This is a genomic window from Flavobacterium sp. MR2016-29 (assembly GCF_015350695.1).
Lineage (GTDB): Bacteria > Bacteroidota > Bacteroidia > Flavobacteriales > Flavobacteriaceae > Flavobacterium.
The window spans coordinates 93,716-110,998 of sequence record NZ_JADKPU010000005.1; the positions used below are offsets into that span (position 1 = coordinate 93,716).

Annotated in this window: 18 protein-coding genes; 15 read left to right on the forward strand and 3 right to left on the reverse strand. The window is 34.9% G+C overall.

All coding sequences use genetic code 11. The features are described 5' to 3' along the window. Nucleotides 1-212: 212 nt before the first annotated feature. The 3 genes from cydB to IR010_RS12785 form a co-directional block, all read right to left on the reverse strand. Nucleotides 213-1,289 (reverse strand): cytochrome d ubiquinol oxidase subunit II, encoded by a 1,077-nt coding sequence (cydB, locus tag IR010_RS12775; protein ID WP_029272825.1) that lies wholly within the window; start codon nt 1,287-1,289, stop codon nt 213-215. 2 nt (nt 1,290-1,291) lie between these two features. Next, nucleotides 1,292-2,638, reverse strand: coding sequence for a cytochrome ubiquinol oxidase subunit I (locus IR010_RS12780; RefSeq protein WP_029272824.1), 1,347 nt, complete (start codon nt 2,636-2,638; stop codon nt 1,292-1,294). 363 nt (nt 2,639-3,001) lie between these two features. Continuing rightward, nucleotides 3,002-3,595, reverse strand: coding sequence for an HD domain-containing protein (locus tag IR010_RS12785; protein ID WP_194604361.1), 594 nt, complete (start codon nt 3,593-3,595; stop codon nt 3,002-3,004). A gap of 227 nt (nt 3,596-3,822) precedes the next feature. Between IR010_RS12785 and IR010_RS12790 the strand changes: the two genes are divergently transcribed. The 15 genes from IR010_RS12790 (at nt 3,823) to IR010_RS12860 (ending at nt 17,277) form a co-directional block, all read left to right on the forward strand. Further along, on the forward strand, nt 3,823-5,238 hold the full coding sequence (locus tag IR010_RS12790; RefSeq protein ID WP_194604364.1) for an MBL fold metallo-hydrolase: 1,416 nt from the start codon (nt 3,823-3,825) through the stop codon (nt 5,236-5,238). Nucleotides 5,239-5,326: 88 nt separating this feature from the next. Continuing rightward, nucleotides 5,327-5,890 carry a YeeE/YedE family protein gene (locus IR010_RS12795; RefSeq protein ID WP_194604367.1) on the forward strand — a complete coding sequence of 188 codons (564 nt, stop codon included), beginning with the start codon at nt 5,327-5,329 and terminating at the stop codon, nt 5,888-5,890. A 10-nt stretch (nt 5,891-5,900) separates the two neighbouring features. After that, on the forward strand, nt 5,901-6,380 hold the full coding sequence (locus IR010_RS12800) for a DUF6691 family protein (protein ID WP_194604369.1): 480 nt from the start codon (nt 5,901-5,903) through the stop codon (nt 6,378-6,380). Nucleotides 6,381-6,861: 481 nt separating this feature from the next. Continuing rightward, complete coding sequence (locus IR010_RS12805) at nt 6,862-7,323, forward strand: MarR family winged helix-turn-helix transcriptional regulator (protein ID WP_194604372.1); 462 nt, start codon at nt 6,862-6,864, stop codon at nt 7,321-7,323. Nucleotides 7,324-7,328: 5 nt separating this feature from the next. Continuing rightward, entirely contained in the window at nt 7,329-7,961 is a 633-nt protein-coding gene (locus IR010_RS12810; RefSeq protein ID WP_029272818.1) for an NAD(P)H-dependent oxidoreductase, read from the forward strand. Between the two features lie 32 nt (nt 7,962-7,993). Next, complete coding sequence (locus IR010_RS12815) at nt 7,994-8,560, forward strand: YceI family protein (RefSeq protein WP_194604375.1); 567 nt, start codon at nt 7,994-7,996, stop codon at nt 8,558-8,560. Between the two features lie 205 nt (nt 8,561-8,765). Then, nucleotides 8,766-10,046, forward strand: coding sequence for a hypothetical protein (locus IR010_RS12820; RefSeq protein ID WP_194569922.1), 1,281 nt, complete (start codon nt 8,766-8,768; stop codon nt 10,044-10,046). A gap of 297 nt (nt 10,047-10,343) precedes the next feature. Next, entirely contained in the window at nt 10,344-11,744 is a 1,401-nt protein-coding gene (locus IR010_RS12825; protein WP_194604378.1) for an anthranilate synthase component I family protein, read from the forward strand. A gap of 87 nt (nt 11,745-11,831) precedes the next feature. Then, nucleotides 11,832-12,275: a hypothetical protein gene (locus IR010_RS12830; protein ID WP_194604381.1), complete on the forward strand. Its 444-nt coding sequence runs from the start codon at nt 11,832-11,834 to the stop codon at nt 12,273-12,275. 85 nt (nt 12,276-12,360) lie between these two features. Beyond that, nucleotides 12,361-12,927 carry an anthranilate synthase component II gene (locus IR010_RS12835; RefSeq protein WP_194569926.1) on the forward strand — a complete coding sequence of 189 codons (567 nt, stop codon included), beginning with the start codon at nt 12,361-12,363 and terminating at the stop codon, nt 12,925-12,927. Between the two features lie 100 nt (nt 12,928-13,027). Continuing rightward, nucleotides 13,028-14,020, forward strand: a complete 993-nt coding sequence (gene trpD / locus IR010_RS12840) for an anthranilate phosphoribosyltransferase (RefSeq protein WP_194604384.1) — start codon at nt 13,028-13,030, stop codon at nt 14,018-14,020. 90 nt (nt 14,021-14,110) lie between these two features. Then, the gene (gene trpC, locus IR010_RS12845) at nt 14,111-14,896 is read left to right on the forward strand and encodes an indole-3-glycerol phosphate synthase TrpC (RefSeq protein ID WP_194604387.1); all 786 of its coding nucleotides are present in this window, start codon (nt 14,111-14,113) and stop codon (nt 14,894-14,896) included. A gap of 99 nt (nt 14,897-14,995) precedes the next feature. Next, a complete protein-coding gene (locus IR010_RS12850) occupies nt 14,996-15,628 on the forward strand; it encodes a phosphoribosylanthranilate isomerase (RefSeq protein ID WP_194569932.1) in 633 nt (210 codons plus the stop codon). Between the two features lie 12 nt (nt 15,629-15,640). Beyond that, nucleotides 15,641-16,822, forward strand: coding sequence for a tryptophan synthase subunit beta (gene trpB / locus IR010_RS12855; RefSeq protein WP_029272808.1), 1,182 nt, complete (start codon nt 15,641-15,643; stop codon nt 16,820-16,822). A gap of 137 nt (nt 16,823-16,959) precedes the next feature. Further along, a complete protein-coding gene (locus IR010_RS12860) occupies nt 16,960-17,277 on the forward strand; it encodes a gamma-glutamylcyclotransferase family protein (protein ID WP_029272807.1) in 318 nt (105 codons plus the stop codon). Nucleotides 17,278-17,283 lie beyond the last annotated feature (6 nt).

Here is a 17,283-nt window from a genome sequence, read left to right on the forward strand (position 1 = left end):
TTGCCTCCTGCTTTAGCTGGAGATAATCAAATATATACAAAAAAGGCTTTAGCCGAATTATAAAGTTCGGCTAAAGCCTGCTTCATTTTAAACAAAAAACCTCCAGTTAAAACTGGAGGCTATTGATTTTATACTTAGCTAAATTCTCATTAATGAAAAACATTGAATTGTTTCAAACGTTGGGTATTGTAGTGATTATGGTAAGAAAAAAATCAATGCTCCCCATACCCAACCTCATCCATTTTACCGCTAAAAACACGATATTGAATTATAAAATAAATAATCACCAAAAACAAGGCAATAAAAAACCAGCTCAATCCGGCATTTAAACCGTATTCTCCGGCGGCAGTGTTGTAAATCGTTAAGGACGGATTTACTTTATTCGTCGATGGCAAAACATTCGGGAAAATAGAAACTGCTGTTGAAGCAAAACCTCCCACTAAAAATAAGGTTGAAAATAAAAATCCGTGACCGTCTTTTTGAAACGAACGCACTTTGAATAAACCTGCAATTCCAACAAAAGTCATAATTGGGAAAAACCATAGAATAGGGTTTTCTACAAAATTATGAAACGGTTCCGGCTCGATAAAGTGCCAAATTCCCAAGGAAATAAAAACCAAAAGCAGTAAAACAATGTTCAGTTTAAACACCACATTTTTAAGTTGTGTATTTAAAGACGAATTGGTTTTAAAAATAATCCAGTTTGCACCGTGAATCGTTAAGGCAACGACACTTACGATTCCGAGGAAAAGCGTAAACCAATCTATAATTCCCAATTCATTCGCCTGCGGACTAAAAGTTGGATTCCATAAAGGCAAAAAGAAAAAATGCGGTTCTTGTGTAGAAACGCCATTTTGCACCATTCCGAGATTTACACCGCGTACGATATTCCCTAAAGCAATTCCGAAGAAAAGCGCTAAAAGCAAACTTGCGATTCCAAAAGCTTTATCCCAGATACTTTCCCACATCGGGTGATGTACTTGACCGCGCATTTCAAGTCCGATCGCACGGAAAATCAAAAGCCATAAAATCATAATCAAAGGCAGATAAAAGCCACTGAAAGAAGAAGCGTATAAAGTTGGGAACGCAAAAAACAAAACACCCCCGGCAGCGATAATCCAAACTTCGTTGGCATCCCAAAACGGACCGATAGCGCTGGTAATGGCTTTTTTATCTTTTTCTGTATCAGCAAAAAATAAATGAATAATTCCTGCTCCAAAATCGTAACCGTCTAAAACAATATAAACAGCTAAAATTCCCATTAAAACTACGTACCAAAAAAATTCCATACTTATATTTTTTCTGTTGAAAGTTCCACGTGATGAGGTCCTTTATTGATAATTTTTCCAATTAAAAGCAAAAACAGCATTCCGAGTAAAAGGTACAATCCTATAAAACCCAGCAAAGTAAACAAGGTGTTTCCGGATGAAACCGTTGGCGATGCTCCAGCTGCAGTTCGCATTAAATTGTAGACCAGCCAAGGCTGTCTTCCTAACTCAGCCGTGTACCAGCCTGTTGTATTAGCGATATACGGAAATGGCATCATGAACATTAGTGACCATAAAATCCATTTAGTTTCGTATAATTTTCTTCTTATTAATTGAAAAAGCGCCAAAATCATTAATCCGATAAATACCGTTCCGAGTCCGACCATAATGTGATACGCATAATACAATCCAGAAATATTAGTAGGATGAAGATCTTCTTCAAACTGATCTAAACCTTTAATTTCCTGATCCCAATTTCCGTAAGTAAGGAAACTCAAAATATTAGGAACGGCAATTTTATTATCGAGTTTTTTATCTTTTACATCGGGCTGACCAATTAAGACAATCTCAGAGCCTTTTTTCTCGGTATGAAAAATTCCTTCCATTCCGGCAAAAGTTACAGGTTGATATTTAACCACATTTTTTGCCAGTAAATCTCCAGTAGGAACGGCTACAACAATGCTAGAAATCAATCCGAAAATAACACCCGTTTTTAAGAACAATCTTCCGAAAGAAACATTCTTTTGGCTCAAAATATAAAAGGCTCCGATTCCCGCCACAACAAAAGAACTTGTAACTAAAGAAGCGGCCTGATTATGCAAATAAGAAGGCCAAAGCCAAGGATTTAGAAATAAGGCCTGAAAATTATTCAAAACAAATTTTCCGTTCTCGAGAATTTCATAACCTACTGGATTTTGCATCCACGAATGTGTAGCAATAATTAAAAAACCGCTGGCCCAAGAACCAATCATAATTAATAATCCCGTTACAAAATGCCATTTATGTCCGAGGATTTTTTCTCCAAATAAAAATATTCCCAGAAATGACGATTCGAGAAAGAAAGAAAACATTCCCTCCATTGCCAAAGTCTGACCAATAATACCGCCTGTTAACTCAGAGAATTTTGCCCAGTTTGTTCCAAACTGAAACTCCATCGGAATTCCGGTTACAACGCCCATCGCAAAATTGAGTGCGAAAATTTTCATCCAGAAATGAGTGGCGTGATTGTATTGTTCGTCTTTAGTTTTTAAGTATTTCCATTTGAAGTACACAATAATGAGCGAAAGACCCATTGTAAGCTGCGGAAAAAGATAGTGAAAGGTAATTGTGAAGGCGAATTGCATTCGGTCATAAAAAAGCATTTCTTCCATAGTGGTAATTTGTTTATGAAGTCTCACAAATTTACCCATTAAAACCCGAATTGTTAGCCTTAAAAAAAAGTTTATCGTCTTATATTTGTTAAACTTTTCAACAATTTAAAAGAGTACGTTACAATTTTATTTGGCTGTACTCCTCCAAGTTTGTCATTTCGACCAAAGGGAGAAATCGCACTAGAAGCTCCACAAGCAAAGTTTCCAATCTTTGTCGAATACCGCGTGTGATTTCTCCCTTTGGTCGAAATGACAAATTACGCCGTATATTCTTTGCGCTCCAATGGTTGAAACAATGGACTATGTTCTGACATCTCTATGTTTAAAATAGCCTAAGGTTCAAACTTGGGGACCATCGTCAATTTAATCTTTTTTCAAGATCCCTTTTTCGACACTTTCATGAATCAAACCTTCAGCGTAATTCCACAACGATTTTGAACCATTTTTTATAACACTCTTTTTTTCGTAAACCTTATCGTAAGCCACTCCAAACTCTCTCCAAGTGCCTCCGTTGTTAGAAGTGTTTTGCAGTAAAGGTTCTAATCGGTCCATCGATTTTGCAAATTTAGCTTCGTTGGTTTCTCCGGCTTCAAATTCTTCCCAAATCGAAATAAAATCTTCAGCTTGTTTTTTTGGAAGTAACCCAAAAATTCGATTCGCCGCCAAACGTTCTTCATCAGTATTTGAATGATTTTTTACTTCATCATAAATAAAAATATCTCCAGCGTCGATTTCTACAATATCGTGTATCAAAACCATTTTTACGACTTTTAATATATCAATCGGTTCATCTGAATGTTCTGCCAAAACAATTGCCATTAAAGCCAAATGCCAGCTGTGTTCTGCATCATTTTCATTACGGTCACTGTTAAACAATTTTGTTTTTCGCTGAATATATTTTACTTTATCAATTTCTTTTATAAAAGCAATTTGATTCAATAAATCTTCTGTCTTCATATCAATAATTTTCGTCAGTTGTAAAATTACATAGATTTTTTTTTGCACCATATAAGTGCTATAAGTAATCTAAAACAATCTGCAATCTGCGTGAAGCTAAAATAAAGGTATATCATTTATATGGTGAAATTGTTTTTTAATTAAAAATCAAATTTCTGTAACATTAGTCACTTATTTTCTAGAAAAACAAAGTTATCTTTGTAACCCATCATTCTTCAATTCATATCATGAAAATAGAACAAATTTACACCGGATGCCTGGCACAAGGTGCTTATTATATAACTTCAAACGGAGAAGCTGCGATTATTGATCCTTTACGAGAAATCCAGCCTTACTTAGATCGTTTAGAACGCGATAACGTTACATTAAAATATATTTTCGAAACGCATTTTCACGCTGATTTTGTTTCTGGACATATTGATTTAAGCAAAGAAACTAAGGCTCCAATTGTTTACGGACCAAATGCGGCTTGTGAGTTTGACTGCATTTCTGCAAAAGACGGACAAGAATTTAAAATCGGAAAAATTACTATAAAAGCATTGCATACTCCAGGTCATACAATGGAAAGCACAACGTATTTATTGATTGACGAAAATGGAAAAGACTATGCTATTTTTTCTGGTGATACTTTGTTCATTGGAGATGTTGGCCGACCAGATTTAGCTCAAAAAGCTGCTGGAATGACACAAGATGAATTGGCTGGGATTTTATTTCATTCCTTAAGAAATAAAATTATGACTTTGGCCGATGATGTAATCGTTTATCCGGCGCATGGTGCGGGAAGCGCGTGCGGAAAAAACATGAGTAAAGAAACTGTTTCGACAATTGGGAATCAAAAAGCGACGAATTACGCTTTGCGTGCGAATATGACAGAAGCTGAGTTTGTTGAAGAAGTAACCGACGGTCTATTGCCTCCTCCAGCCTATTTCAGCATGAATGTGGCAATGAACAAGCAAGGTTACGAAAGTTTCGAATCGGTTTTGCATAATGGAATGAAAACTATTAAAGCAACAGATTTTGAGGCTGTCGCCGAAGAAACTGGAGCTTTAGTTTTAGATACTCGCAAAAGCGGTGATTTTGCAAAAGGATTTATTCCGCAGTCAATTAATATCGGGATCAATGGTGATTTTGCGCCGTGGGTTGGAACTTTGATTGCGAATGTAAAACAGCCTATTATATTAGTTACTGAAAATGGCTTAGAAGAAGAAACCGTAACACGTTTAAGCCGTGTAGGTTTTGATTCGATTATCGGACATTTAGAAGGCGGATTTGAAGCTTGGCAAAAAGCTGGTTTTGAAGTTGATACCGTTAATCGAATTACCGCAGAACAATTCGCAAGCGAATTTAAGATTGAAGACGATAAAGTAATCGATATTCGAAAAGAAACAGAATATGAAGCGGAACATATTGATAATGCTTACAGCAAACCTCTTGCCTATATAAATGACTGGGTAAAAGATATTAACCCAAACGAGCATTTTTATCTGCATTGTGCGGGCGGATATCGAAGTATGATTGCAGCTTCTATTTTGCAGGCACGCGGTTTTAGAAACTTCAGCGAAGTTGACGGCGGTTTTGGAGCGATTGCAAAAACCGAAATACCAAAATCAGATTTTGTTTGTCAGAGTAAAGTATTAAAATAAATTTTTAAGGTACAGAGAGACAAAGGTTCAAAGCTGCAAAGTTTTTCCCTTTGAACCTCTGTTCCTTTGAACCTTTGAACCTAAAAAAATGTTAGAAATTATAAAAGAACCTTGGCCTTGGTATGTTGCGGGTCCGTTGATCGGGTTGACTGTGCCTGTATTGTTGATTATCGGAAATAAATCTTTTGGGATCAGCTCTTCATTGCGCCATATTTGCGCCATGTGTATTCCGGCGAATATTTCGTTTTTTAAATACGATTGGAAAAAAGAAAGCTGGAATTTATTTTTTGTTTTCGGAATTTTTCTTGGCGGAATCATTGCTGCTTATTTGTTAGCAAATCCAAATCCAGTTGAAATTACGCCACAGCTTTCTGAACAATTAGCTTCTTACGGAATTACAGATCATTCTGGATTATTGCCAAAAGAACTTTTTTCTTGGGAAAGTTTATTGACACTTCGTGGTTTTATCATGATTGTAGTTGGCAGCTTCTTAGTCGGTTTTGGAACACGTTACGCAGGCGGATGCACGAGCGGGCATGCTATTATGGGAATTTCAAATTTGCAATGGCCTTCATTAGTTGCCACAATCTGTTTTATGATTGGCGGTTTTGTTATGGCTAATTTGATTCTGCCTTATATTCTTTCACTTTAAAATTTCAAAAATGAATAATTTAGAAAATAAAAATACAGATACAGAAGGAATCAACGGAAGTCAATTGAAAGATTCTGGATTAGGAAATTTAAAATATCTTCTGGTTGGAATCTTTTTTGGAATTGTATTCGTAAAAGCCGAAATCATCAGCTGGTTTCGTATTCAAGAAATGTTTCAATTGCAATCGTTCTTTATGTACGGCGTAATTGGAAGTGCTGTTGTGGTTGGAATCATTTCAGTACAAGTGATTAAAAAATTCAACATTAAAACCATTCAAGGAGAAAAAATAGAAATTCAGCCTAAAGTTTTCAGTAAAGGACAAATCTATGGCGGATTACTGTTTGGTTTTGGATGGGCCATTACTGGCGCTTGTCCGGGACCGCTATTTGCACAAATTGGAACTGGAGTTACTGTAATTGTAGTTACTTTATTGAGCGCAATTGCCGGAACTTGGTTTTATGGGTTGATAAAAGATAAATTGCCTCATTAAGATTCCTAATTATTATTTATATACTATACCAAACCTAACAGGTTTTTAAAACCTGTTAGGTTTATTCTTATCAAACCCGGCATCTTTTCTAAACATGCCGGGTTTTTCATGTCGTGTGCTCGCGTGAGGGATAGAAGCTAACTGCCGAAGCAGTGCGGATAGCCCGACAGCATCGCGATAAAAGGGCGTATATGCGCATAGTTCTTTTGCCCTTTTATCGCGATGGTGGCACGCCCCTATCTGTAAAATTTAGATTAATTTCTTTACTATTAGAACTTTAAGATTTAGTTAAATATCAAAAAATCAATATTTTACATTTTTAAATTAATTATTTTTATTCTCATTTTTATTCTTATTTTTAGTTAGTTTTCATATGTGTTATGCCCTATGAAATTTGAATTAACAAAAAATTAACATCACATTTGTATATACAACTATTAAAACCTGTACATTTGTATATACAAATTATACACTTACGACTATGACAATTGAAGAGGTTATAAAAAGTACAGTTAAGATGGATAATGCGAAAAAAGTTATTCTGAATATCATGTACACGCAAAATGTGATTCAGGATCATTTCAACGAGTTGATAAAACCGTATGATTTATCTGGAGAACAATATAATGTGTTGCGTATATTAAGAGGACAAAAAGGAAAACCTGCTAATATGTGCGTCATTCAGGAACGTATGCTTGCAAAAACAAGCAACACAACCCGATTAGTCGACAAACTGTTATTGAAGGATTTTGTGACACGAAATGTTTGCCCTGGCAATCGACGTAAAATTGAAGTTTCGATAACCCAAAAAGGTTTGGATGTATTAAAGGAATTAGACCCCAAAGTAGATGAGCACGAACGCATATTTGCTGAGAACATAACCCAAAAGGAATTAGAATTATTAAATCAATTATTAGAAAAATACCGAACCCAACAAAATTAATATTTATGAGCACATTATTAGAAAATCTAAATTGGAGATATGCAACTAAAAAGTATGATGCAACTAAAAAAATCTCTGCTGCTGATTTAAATACAATAAAAGAAGCTGTTAGACTAAGCGCCTCTTCTTATGGATTGCAATTATACAAAGTAATAATTGTTGAAAATCCAGAAATTAGAGCAAAATTAAAAGAAGCTGCCTATGGTCAGACTCAAATTACAGATGCTTCTCAAATATTTGTTTTTGCAAGTCAAACTGCAGTAGATGATTCACATATTAATGGATATATTCAAAACATTTCTAAAACAAGAAATATTCCTGAAGAAGCATTAGCTGGATTTAGCGACTATATGAAAGGTGCTATTAGTCCAATGTCTGATGATCTTAAAAAAATCTGGACAGCTAAACAAACTTATATCGCTTTAGGAAACTTATTAAGTGCTGCAGCAGAATTAAAAATTGACGCAACACCAATGGAAGGTTTTAATCCGACAGCTTTCAATGAAATCTTAGGTTTAGACAAACTAGGCTTAAACGCTTCTGTAATTGCCGCTGTAGGTTACAGACATGAAGAAGATGACACACAGCATTACAAAAAAGTTAGAAAATCTCAAGAAGAATTATTTATCACTATATAATTAATATTAATCCAAAATCAATTTTAAACAACATGAAAAATTTAAAAACAATTGCAATAGCATTATTCGTAGCAGCGGCTAGTATTTCAATAAATGCTCAAACTAAAAAAATCGACGTAAAAGCATCTACTATTAAATGGGTAGGAAAAAAAGTAACTGGAGAGCACTCTGGAACTGTAAACTTTAAAGATGGAGCTTTAGTTTTCAAAGGAAAAAAATTAACTGGAGGAAGCTTTACTGTTGATATGACTTCATTAACTTCTACAGATTTAACTGGAGAATACCAAGGGAAATTGAATGGTCACTTAAAAGCTGACGATTTCTTTGGAACTGATAAATATCCAACTGCAAAATTAGTTTTCAAAACTATCGGAGCTAAATCTACTGATGTTTACACTGTTACTGCTGACTTAACTATCAAAGGAATCACTAAACCTGTAACTTTTGACATCACTGTGGCTGGAAACACTGCTACAACTGCTTTCAAAGTTGACAGAACTAAATACGATATCAAATACAACTCTGGTAACTTCTTCGAAAACTTAGGAGACAAAACTATCAATGACGATTTCGAATTAGCTGTAACTTTAAAATTCTAATATTTTAAACGAAGTAATTCTTACATAAACAAACCCCAATAGCCCAGTGTTATTGGGGTTTGTTATTTTATTTACTTTTCAAAAAGATAACGTTCTTAATACTGCACTAACACTTTCATAACAACAGACCGTGTTTTGATTAACATTCGGCCTCTAATTTTGGGCTAACAAAAAAAATCAAAAACTAGAAATCAAAATCATAGTTATGAAAACAAAAATGCAATTTGCAATTCTTACTCTTTTAAGCTCTTTTTTTCTTCAAGCCCAGCAACAGCCCAAAGGAATTATAGGCAATAACAACTGGATGAGCAACTGGACCAATTTTAAACCTGCCAATACCGAATATAACGAAGCAACCAATATTATCGCCGGAACTATAGATAAAGACACTAAATTATTAAAACGCAATACCTACCAGCTTGTTGGCGTAGTATACGTAACCAATAATGCCGTTTTAACCATAGAACCTGGAACAGTAATTCGTGGCGACGATAAAACTTGCGGTACTCTTGTTATTGCAAACGGATCTAAAATTATGGCCGAAGGTTTAGAAACTGATCCCATTGTTTTTACTTCAAATAAAGAAAAAGCAGATAGAAAACCTGGTGATTGGGGCGGTATCATTGTTCTTGGAAAAGCACCCATAAATACCCTTGGCGGATTACATACATTGCCTTTTGACTTGGAGCCTGGACTAAATCATTACGGAGGACAGGATGCTGAAGACAATTCTGGAATTTTAAAATATGTTCGTATTGAGTACTCTGGAAGAAAATTAAGTGCTTTAAAAGAACTTAATGGGCTTTCTTTAGCAGGAGTTGGAAGAAAAACAGTTTTAAGCAACATACAAATCAGCTATTCTAATGATGATTCTTTTGAATGTTATGGAGGCGATCTGAACCTGAATAATTTAATTTCTTACCGAACTACAGATGATGATTTTGATTTTACACAAGGCGCTCAAATCAATATAAATAACAGTATTGCTATTCGTCATCCGTTTTCATCTGATGTCTCAGGTTCAAGGTGTTTTGAAGTTGATTCCTACGATAAAATTGGAAATACAGATATGACCAAAAAAATGACTAAAATTAATGCCAGCAATATCACTTTAGTAAATCTAGAAGAAAACAATCAAGGACTAGTAAGAGAGTCGGTTTATGTTAGAGAAGATACTTTCTTTAATTTATCAAACAGCATTATTTCTGGTTTTACACCTTTTGTTTTATTAGAAGGAAACATTGGAAATGGTGAAGTAAATTTAGCTAAACTTACTTTTAAAAACCTAGTTGTTAACAATTGCAATGGCGGTATTACAAGTGAAGCCGGAAGCGGAAACAAAGAAATTCAAAGCTTTTATAACAAGCCAGAAGCAGATATACAATACACAAATATTAAAAATAGTGAGTTGTTTACTATGCCAAGCATCAAAGGAAATCCGGATTTTAGGATGAATGTAAACAACACGCTGGCAATTGGAAATTAAGGTCCTGACTAAGCTTTAATTTTAAAATTTAACAAAATTCAAAAATTAGAAAAGATTTTTTTGAAATTTTATGTATTCTAATCCAAATTACATTTATATCTTTGTGAAATCAAAATAAGATATGAGAACAATAATGAACAATACTTGGTGGTGGAAGAATTTACGTCAAACGTCGTGAACTAAGCTTCCTATGGTATTTTCAAAACTATAAATATAAAAGGCTTGTCATCACGACAAGCCTTTTTTTTTGGTCATAACTCAAACGAAAAAATAAATAGAAATTAAAAACAACATACTTTGAAACCTTTTATACTCAACACACATTACAAACAAATTCTGGCAGACACGATTACGCCGGTAAGTATTTATTTTAAAATTAGAGATAGATTCCCAAATAGTTTATTGCTGGAAAGTAGTGATTATCATGGAAATGACAATAGTTTTTCTTACATCTGCTGCAACCCGATCGCAACAATTAAAATTGAAAACGAAACTATTTCAAAGACTTTTCCAGATGGAACTTCAGAAAAAATTTCAATTGATGCTTCGACCAATATTCCAGAAGTAATTCAGGAATTTTCAAGTCAGTTTAAGTCGGAGAAAAATGACTTTAAATTCATCAATAACGGTCTATTCGGATACATTTCTTATGATGCTGTTCGTTATTTCGAAAAAGTTTCTATTGCCAAAAAAGACAATGCTACATCAATTCCGGATGTTTTTTATGCGGTTTATCAAAACATTATAGCCATCAATCACTTTAAAAACGAAGCCTACATTTTTTGCCACAGTGTAGATGGAAGAAACAACATATCTGAAATTGAACAATTATTGCAATCACGAAATATTGCATCCTATAAATTCACAAAAGAAGGCGAAGGATTCTCAAATTTAACTGATGATGAATTCAAACATAATGTAGCTTTGGCTAAGAAGCATTGTTTTAGAGGAGACGTTTTTCAATTGGTTTTATCCCGTCGTTTTACACAAGGTTTTAAAGGTGACGAATTCAATGTTTACAGAGCTTTAAGAAGCATTAATCCATCTCCTTACTTATTCTTTTTTGATTATGGAGATTTCAAAATATTTGGGTCTTCGCCCGAAGCACAGATTATCGTAAAAAATAGAAAAGCCGAAATTCACCCCATCGCAGGAACTTTTAAAAGAACCGGAAATGATGAACGCGACGCACTTTTAGCCAAAGAACTTTCTGAAGATAAAAAAGAAAACAGCGAACACGTTATGTTGGTTGACTTGGCAAGAAATGATTTAAGCCGAAATGGTCATGATGTAAACGTAGAAAAATACAGAGAAGTTCAGTTTTTCTCTCACGTTATTCACTTAGTTTCTAAAGTTACAGGACATTTACATGAAAAAGCAACGACGATGCAAGTTGTTGCCGATACTTTCCCAGCCGGAACATTAAGCGGTGCTCCAAAACACAGAGCAATGCAATTGATTGAAGATTATGAAAAAACAAATCGTAATTTTTACGGCGGAGCAATTGGTTTCATGGATTTTGAAGGCAACTTTAATCACGCCATTATGATTCGAACTTTCCTGAGTAAAAATCACCAACTACATTGTCAAGCCGGAGCGGGAATTGTTGCCAGTTCTGATGAAGAAAGTGAAATGCAGGAAGTGTATAATAAATTGAGAGCTTTGAATACAGCGCTGGAAATGGCAGAGAAAATTTAATTTTTGTTTCAAGTTTCAGGTTTCAAGTTATTGGAACGTGAAACTTGAAGCTAAAAAAACCTGAAACCTGAAACAAAATTTAAACTTATGAAAAATATAATTCCGTTTGTAATTGCTGTTTTATTGTTCGCTTCATGCGAGACGAAGAAAGAATCAAATACAATTCCGATAACCGGAACCTGGCGTCTGATATCGGCACAAACGACTGAAAAAGATTCGACTTTTTCGACTTTTAATCCAAAAACAAAAATGATTAAAATTATAAATGATACTCATTTTGCTTTTTTTAATCATGATTTGAATAATGGAAAAGACAGTTCAGCAGTTTTCTTTGGCGGAGGAGGAAAATATACTTTGAAAGATAGTATTTATACAGAAAATCTGGAATTTTTCAATAACCGTCAATGGGAAAACGGCAAATTTGAGTTTGTAGTAAAAATTAAAAACGACACCTTAATTCAAAAAGGAATCGAAAAAGTAGAAAAATTAGGAATCAACCGTATTATCACTGAAAAGTACGTTCGAGAGTAAAAAATAGTTTCAGGTTTAAAGTTTCAGGTTTCACGTTGTTGGAACTTGAAACCAAAAAAACCTGAAACATGAAACAAAAAACAACATGAAAAAAATATTAGTTATAGACAATTACGATAGTTTCACTTATAATTTGGTGCACTATTTAGAAGATTTAAACTGCGAAGTAACGGTTTACAGAAATGACGAATTCGAAATTGACGAAATCGCTTCTTTCGATAAAATATTACTTTCTCCAGGACCTGGAATTCCGGATGAAGCGGGTTTACTAAAAGCAGTAATCCAGAAATACGCGCCAACAAAAAGCATTTTAGGTGTTTGTTTAGGACAACAAGCGATTGGAGAAGTTTTTGGCGGAACACTTTCAAATCTTGATAAAGTATACCACGGCGTTGCTACAAATGTAAAAACGGTAGTTTCTGATGAAATTTTGTTTGAAGGTTTAGGAAACGAATTCGAAGTGGGAAGATATCATTCATGGGTTGTTGATGCTAATTTGCCAGATGTTTTAGAAGCAACTTCAATCGACGAAAATGGACAAATTATGTCGCTAAGACACAAAATTTTTGATGTAAGAGGTGTTCAGTTTCATCCTGAAAGTGTGCTTACCCCAAAAGGAAAAAGAATTTTAGAGAATTGGATTAGAAGCTAGTTTTTTTGTTTCAGGTTTCACGTTTCAAGTTGTTTGAACGTGAAACCTGAAACCTGAAACTTGAAACTTAGAACCTCAGAACCTTAGCAACTTAAAAAAAATGAAAACTATATTAAACAAACTAATCAATCACGAAGTGCTTTCTAAAGAAGAGGCAAAAAATGTGTTGATTAATATTTCAAGCGGTCAGTACAATCCAAGTCAGATTTCGGCATTTTTGACCGTATTTATGATGCGAAGCATTACGATCGATGAACTTTCGGGTTTCCGTGAAGCTTTATTAGAATTGTGTGTTCGCGTTGATTTATCAGCCTATAACACAATCGATTTATGCGGAACCGGTGGTGACGGAAAAGATACTTTCAATATTTCGACTTTAGCTTCTTTCATTTCAGCCGGAGCGGGAATAAAAGTAGCAAAACACGGAAATTACGGTGTTTCATCTATTTCCGGATCAAGCAACGTGATGGAAAAAATGGGAATTAAATTCAGCAATGATCCTTCGTTTTTAGAAAAATGTATTGATAAAGCCGGAATTTGCGTTTTGCACGCTCCCCTATTTCACCCAGCTATGAAAAATGTTGGACCAATTCGTAAAGAATTAGCCGTAAAAACGTTCTTTAACATGTTGGGACCAATGGTAAATCCGTCATTTCCACAAAATCAATTGGTTGGCGTTTTCAACTTAGAATTGGCGAGAATGTATGCCTATTTATATCAAAATACGGATATCAATTTCACCATTTTACATTCGCTTGACGGTTATGACGAAATCTCGTTAACAGGTCCAACCAAAACGATCACATCACACATGGAAGGAATGTTGAAGCCCGAAGATTTTGGCGTGAGACTTTTATCACAAACAGAAATTGAAGGCGGAAAAACTATCGAAGAATCGGCTAAAATTTTCACCAACATCATTTCAGGAAAAGGAACCGAAGCGCAAAACAATGTGGTTTTAGCCAATGCCGCAATGGCAATTGCAACGGTTACAAAATGTTCTCCTTTAGAAGGATTTGAATTAGCAAAAGAAAGTCTATTCTCCGGAAAAGGACATCAAGCTCTAAAAAAGTTACAAGAATTAAGTAAATAAAAATTTAGTTTCAAGTTTTCTTTGTTTCAGGTTTCAAGTTATTGGAGCGAACCTGAAACTTGAAACCTGAAACCTGAAACAAATAAAAAAATGAACATACTCGATAAAATCATATTTGACAAACAAAGAGAAGTCGTTCTTAAAAAATCGATTATTCCAGTCTCGCAATTGGAAGCTTCGGTATTTTTTGGAAGAGAAACAATTTCATTAAGTCAGAAACTAAAAACAAGTTCAACCGGAATTATCGCCGAACACAAACGCCGTTCTCCTTCAAAATCAGTAATCAACCATAGTTTTACGGTTGAAGAAGTCGTAAAGGGTTATAAAAACGCAGGTGCTTGTGGAATCTCGGTTTTAACGGACGGTAAATATTTTGGAGGTTCTCTTGACGATTTACTTTTAGCCAGAGCGAGTGTAAATATTCCGCTTTTGCGAAAAGAATTTATAGTCGATGAATACCAAATTTTAGAAGCCAAAGCTTTTGGAGCCGATTTAATTTTGTTAATCGCAGCAGTTTTAACCCGCGAAGAAATAAAATCTTTATCTGAATTTGCAAAGAAATTAGGTTTAGAAGTTTTACTAGAAGTTCACAATCAGGAAGAACTGGAAAAATCGATTATGCCAACTTTAGACATGATTGGAGTAAACAACAGAAACTTAAAAACGTTTGAAGTAAGTTTAGATTTCAGTAAAGAATTAGCATCACAAATCCCAAATGAATTTGTAAAAGTTTCAGAAAGCGGTATTTCATCAATCGAAGCCATTCAGGAACTAAAACCTTACGGATACAAAGGTTTCTTAATTGGAGAAAACTTCATGAAAACCGACAATGCCGGACAAGCCGCAACAGAATTTATAAATAATCTAAAGGCGTAAAAGTTTACCACGAATTTAATAATGAAATTCGTGAAATTCGTGGAAAAAAAATAAAAAAACTTAGTGTCTTAGCGCCTTCGTGGCAAAAACAAAAATAAAATGAAACTCAAAATATGCGGCATGAAATATCCCGAAAACATTCTCGAAGTAGGCGCACTCCTACCCGATTATATGGGATTTATTTTCTGGGAGAAATCCGCGCGATACTTTAACGGAGAAATTCCGGAACTTATACAAACAATCAAAAAAGTGGGTGTTTTTGTCAATCAGAGTCAGGAAGAAATTCTCGAAAAAGTTTCAAAATACAATCTGCAAGCCGTTCAGCTTCATGGAAATGAATCTGTAGCATTTTTATCAGAACTAAAAAAACAATTACCAAAGAAAACCGAAATCATAAAAGTATTTTCGGCCGATGAAAATTTCGATTTTGAAGTTATAAAGCCTTTTGAAGCTGTCTGCAATTATTTTATGTTTGACACCAAAGGAAAATTACCTGGCGGAAACGGAACCACTTTTGACTGGACGATATTAAAAAAATACAAGTCTGATAAACCCTTCTTTTTGAGCGGTGGCATCGGAATAAACGAATTAAAAGCGATCGAAGAAATTTCAAAAACCAATCTTCCTATTTATGCAGTCGATATAAATAGTAAATTTGAAATCGAACCGGGACTTAAAAACAGAAACTTATTTAGCAATTTCAAACGAAAATTTGATGTTGCCAACTTTTAAAATTGGAATAAAATGAATTTTAACGTTAACGAAAAAGGATATTACGGTGAATTTGGCGGAGCATATATTCCTGAAATGCTGTATCCAAATGTAGAAGAATTACGCCAGAATTATTTAAAAATAACCAGCGAACCTGATTTTAAGGCCGAGTTTGATCAATTGCTGAAAGATTACGTTGGGCGCCCAAGTCCATTGTATTTTGCCAAGCGTTTGTCTGAAAAATACAATACGAAAGTTTACTTAAAAAGAGAAGACTTAAATCATACTGGAGCACATAAAGTAAACAATACGATCGGCCAGATATTGGTTGCCAGACGTTTAGGCAAAAAAAGAATTATTGCCGAAACCGGAGCTGGTCAGCACGGAGTTGCAACTGCAACAGTTTGTGCCTTAATGGGTATGGAGTGCATCGTGTACATGGGAGAAATAGACATTGCGCGTCAGGCTCCAAACGTTGCCCGTATGAAAATGTTAGGTGCAGAAGTTCGTCCGGCACTTTCGGGTTCAAGAACATTGAAAGATGCTACAAATGAAGCGATTCGAGATTGGATTAATAATCCGGTTGACACACATTATATTATAGGATCTGCTATTGGCCCGCATCCTTATCCGGATATGGTTACGCGTTTTCAAAGTGTAATTTCCGAAGAAATTAAATGGCAGTTAAAGGAAAAAGAAGGACGTGAAAACCCTGATTATGTTGTAGCTTGCATTGGCGGAGGAAGTAATGCTGCCGGAACTTATTATCACTTTTTGCACGAGCCAGAAGTTGGAATTATTGCGGTTGAAGCTGCCGGAAAAGGTGTTGACAGTGGTCACAGCGCAGCAACGAGCAAATTAGGAAAAGTGGGCGTTATTCACGGCTGTAAAACGCTTTTGATGCAAACTTCAGACGGACAAATTACAGAACCGTATTCTATTTCTGCAGGTTTAGATTATCCTGGTGTTGGCCCAATGCATGCACATTTGGCACAAACGGGCCGTGGTGAATTTTTCTCTGTAACAGATGATGATGCTATGAACGCAGGGTTGCAATTAACTAAACTAGAAGGAATTATTCCGGCTATTGAAAGTGCGCACGCTTTTGCAGTTTTAGATCAGAAAAAATTTAAACCGACAGATATTGTGGTTATTAGTCTTTCCGGAAGAGGTGATAAAGATTTAGACAATTATATCGATTATTTTAAATTATAACAGAATAGCAATTTAGGCGTTACCTTCGGCCGGGCTATCCGCTATATCTTTTTTATGGCAGAAAAAGCCATAAAAAAGGATACCGCTCCTATCCCTAACGCAAAAACAAATAACGAGGAAAATAACAAATAGCAATTATGGAAAAATTATTCTCTTACGGAACATTAAGATCAAAAGAAATTCAAAGGCGGGTTTTTAATAAATTATTAACCGGAACTCCAGATCAGCTTCTTGGCTATAAACTAAAAAGCCTGCAGATCGAAGAAGAATTTGGAATGGCAGACTATGTTGTGGTAGTACCAAGTGAAAATCCATCAGAAATTATACATGGTGTTGCTTTCTCTATTTCTAAAGCTGATTTAGCTAAAGCAGATCAATTTGAATCTAATTCTTACAAAAGAGTTCAGGTTACCTTAAATTCGGGAACAACTGCTTGGGTATATATCGAAAATTAATAATTG

What these genes read in the sequence shown, in the direction of transcription:
- IR010_RS12780 (WP_029272824.1), bottom strand. Translation starts at nt 2,638, where the DNA reads ATGGAAGAAATGCTTTTTTATGACCGAATGCAATTCGCCTTCACAATT.
- IR010_RS12815 (WP_194604375.1), top strand. Translation starts at nt 7,994, where the DNA reads ATGAAAAATTTAAAAACAATTGCAATAGCATTATTCGTAGCAGCGGCT.
- IR010_RS12860 (WP_029272807.1), top strand. Translation starts at nt 16,960, where the DNA reads ATGGAAAAATTATTCTCTTACGGAACATTAAGATCAAAAGAAATTCAA.
- IR010_RS12800 (WP_194604369.1), top strand. Translation starts at nt 5,901, where the DNA reads ATGAATAATTTAGAAAATAAAAATACAGATACAGAAGGAATCAACGGA.
- IR010_RS12835 (WP_194569926.1), top strand. Translation starts at nt 12,361, where the DNA reads ATGAAAAAAATATTAGTTATAGACAATTACGATAGTTTCACTTATAAT.
- cydB (WP_029272825.1), bottom strand. Translation starts at nt 1,289, where the DNA reads ATGGAATTTTTTTGGTACGTAGTTTTAATGGGAATTTTAGCTGTTTAT.
- IR010_RS12785 (WP_194604361.1), bottom strand. Translation starts at nt 3,595, where the DNA reads ATGAAGACAGAAGATTTATTGAATCAAATTGCTTTTATAAAAGAAATT.
- trpC (WP_194604387.1), top strand. Translation starts at nt 14,111, where the DNA reads ATGAACATACTCGATAAAATCATATTTGACAAACAAAGAGAAGTCGTT.
- trpB (WP_029272808.1), top strand. Translation starts at nt 15,641, where the DNA reads ATGAATTTTAACGTTAACGAAAAAGGATATTACGGTGAATTTGGCGGA.
- IR010_RS12830 (WP_194604381.1), top strand. Translation starts at nt 11,832, where the DNA reads ATGAAAAATATAATTCCGTTTGTAATTGCTGTTTTATTGTTCGCTTCA.
- trpD (WP_194604384.1), top strand. Translation starts at nt 13,028, where the DNA reads ATGAAAACTATATTAAACAAACTAATCAATCACGAAGTGCTTTCTAAA.
- IR010_RS12805 (WP_194604372.1), top strand. Translation starts at nt 6,862, where the DNA reads ATGACAATTGAAGAGGTTATAAAAAGTACAGTTAAGATGGATAATGCG.
- IR010_RS12810 (WP_029272818.1), top strand. Translation starts at nt 7,329, where the DNA reads ATGAGCACATTATTAGAAAATCTAAATTGGAGATATGCAACTAAAAAG.
- IR010_RS12790 (WP_194604364.1), top strand. Translation starts at nt 3,823, where the DNA reads ATGAAAATAGAACAAATTTACACCGGATGCCTGGCACAAGGTGCTTAT.
- IR010_RS12795 (WP_194604367.1), top strand. Translation starts at nt 5,327, where the DNA reads ATGTTAGAAATTATAAAAGAACCTTGGCCTTGGTATGTTGCGGGTCCG.
- IR010_RS12820 (WP_194569922.1), top strand. Translation starts at nt 8,766, where the DNA reads ATGAAAACAAAAATGCAATTTGCAATTCTTACTCTTTTAAGCTCTTTT.
- IR010_RS12850 (WP_194569932.1), top strand. Translation starts at nt 14,996, where the DNA reads ATGAAACTCAAAATATGCGGCATGAAATATCCCGAAAACATTCTCGAA.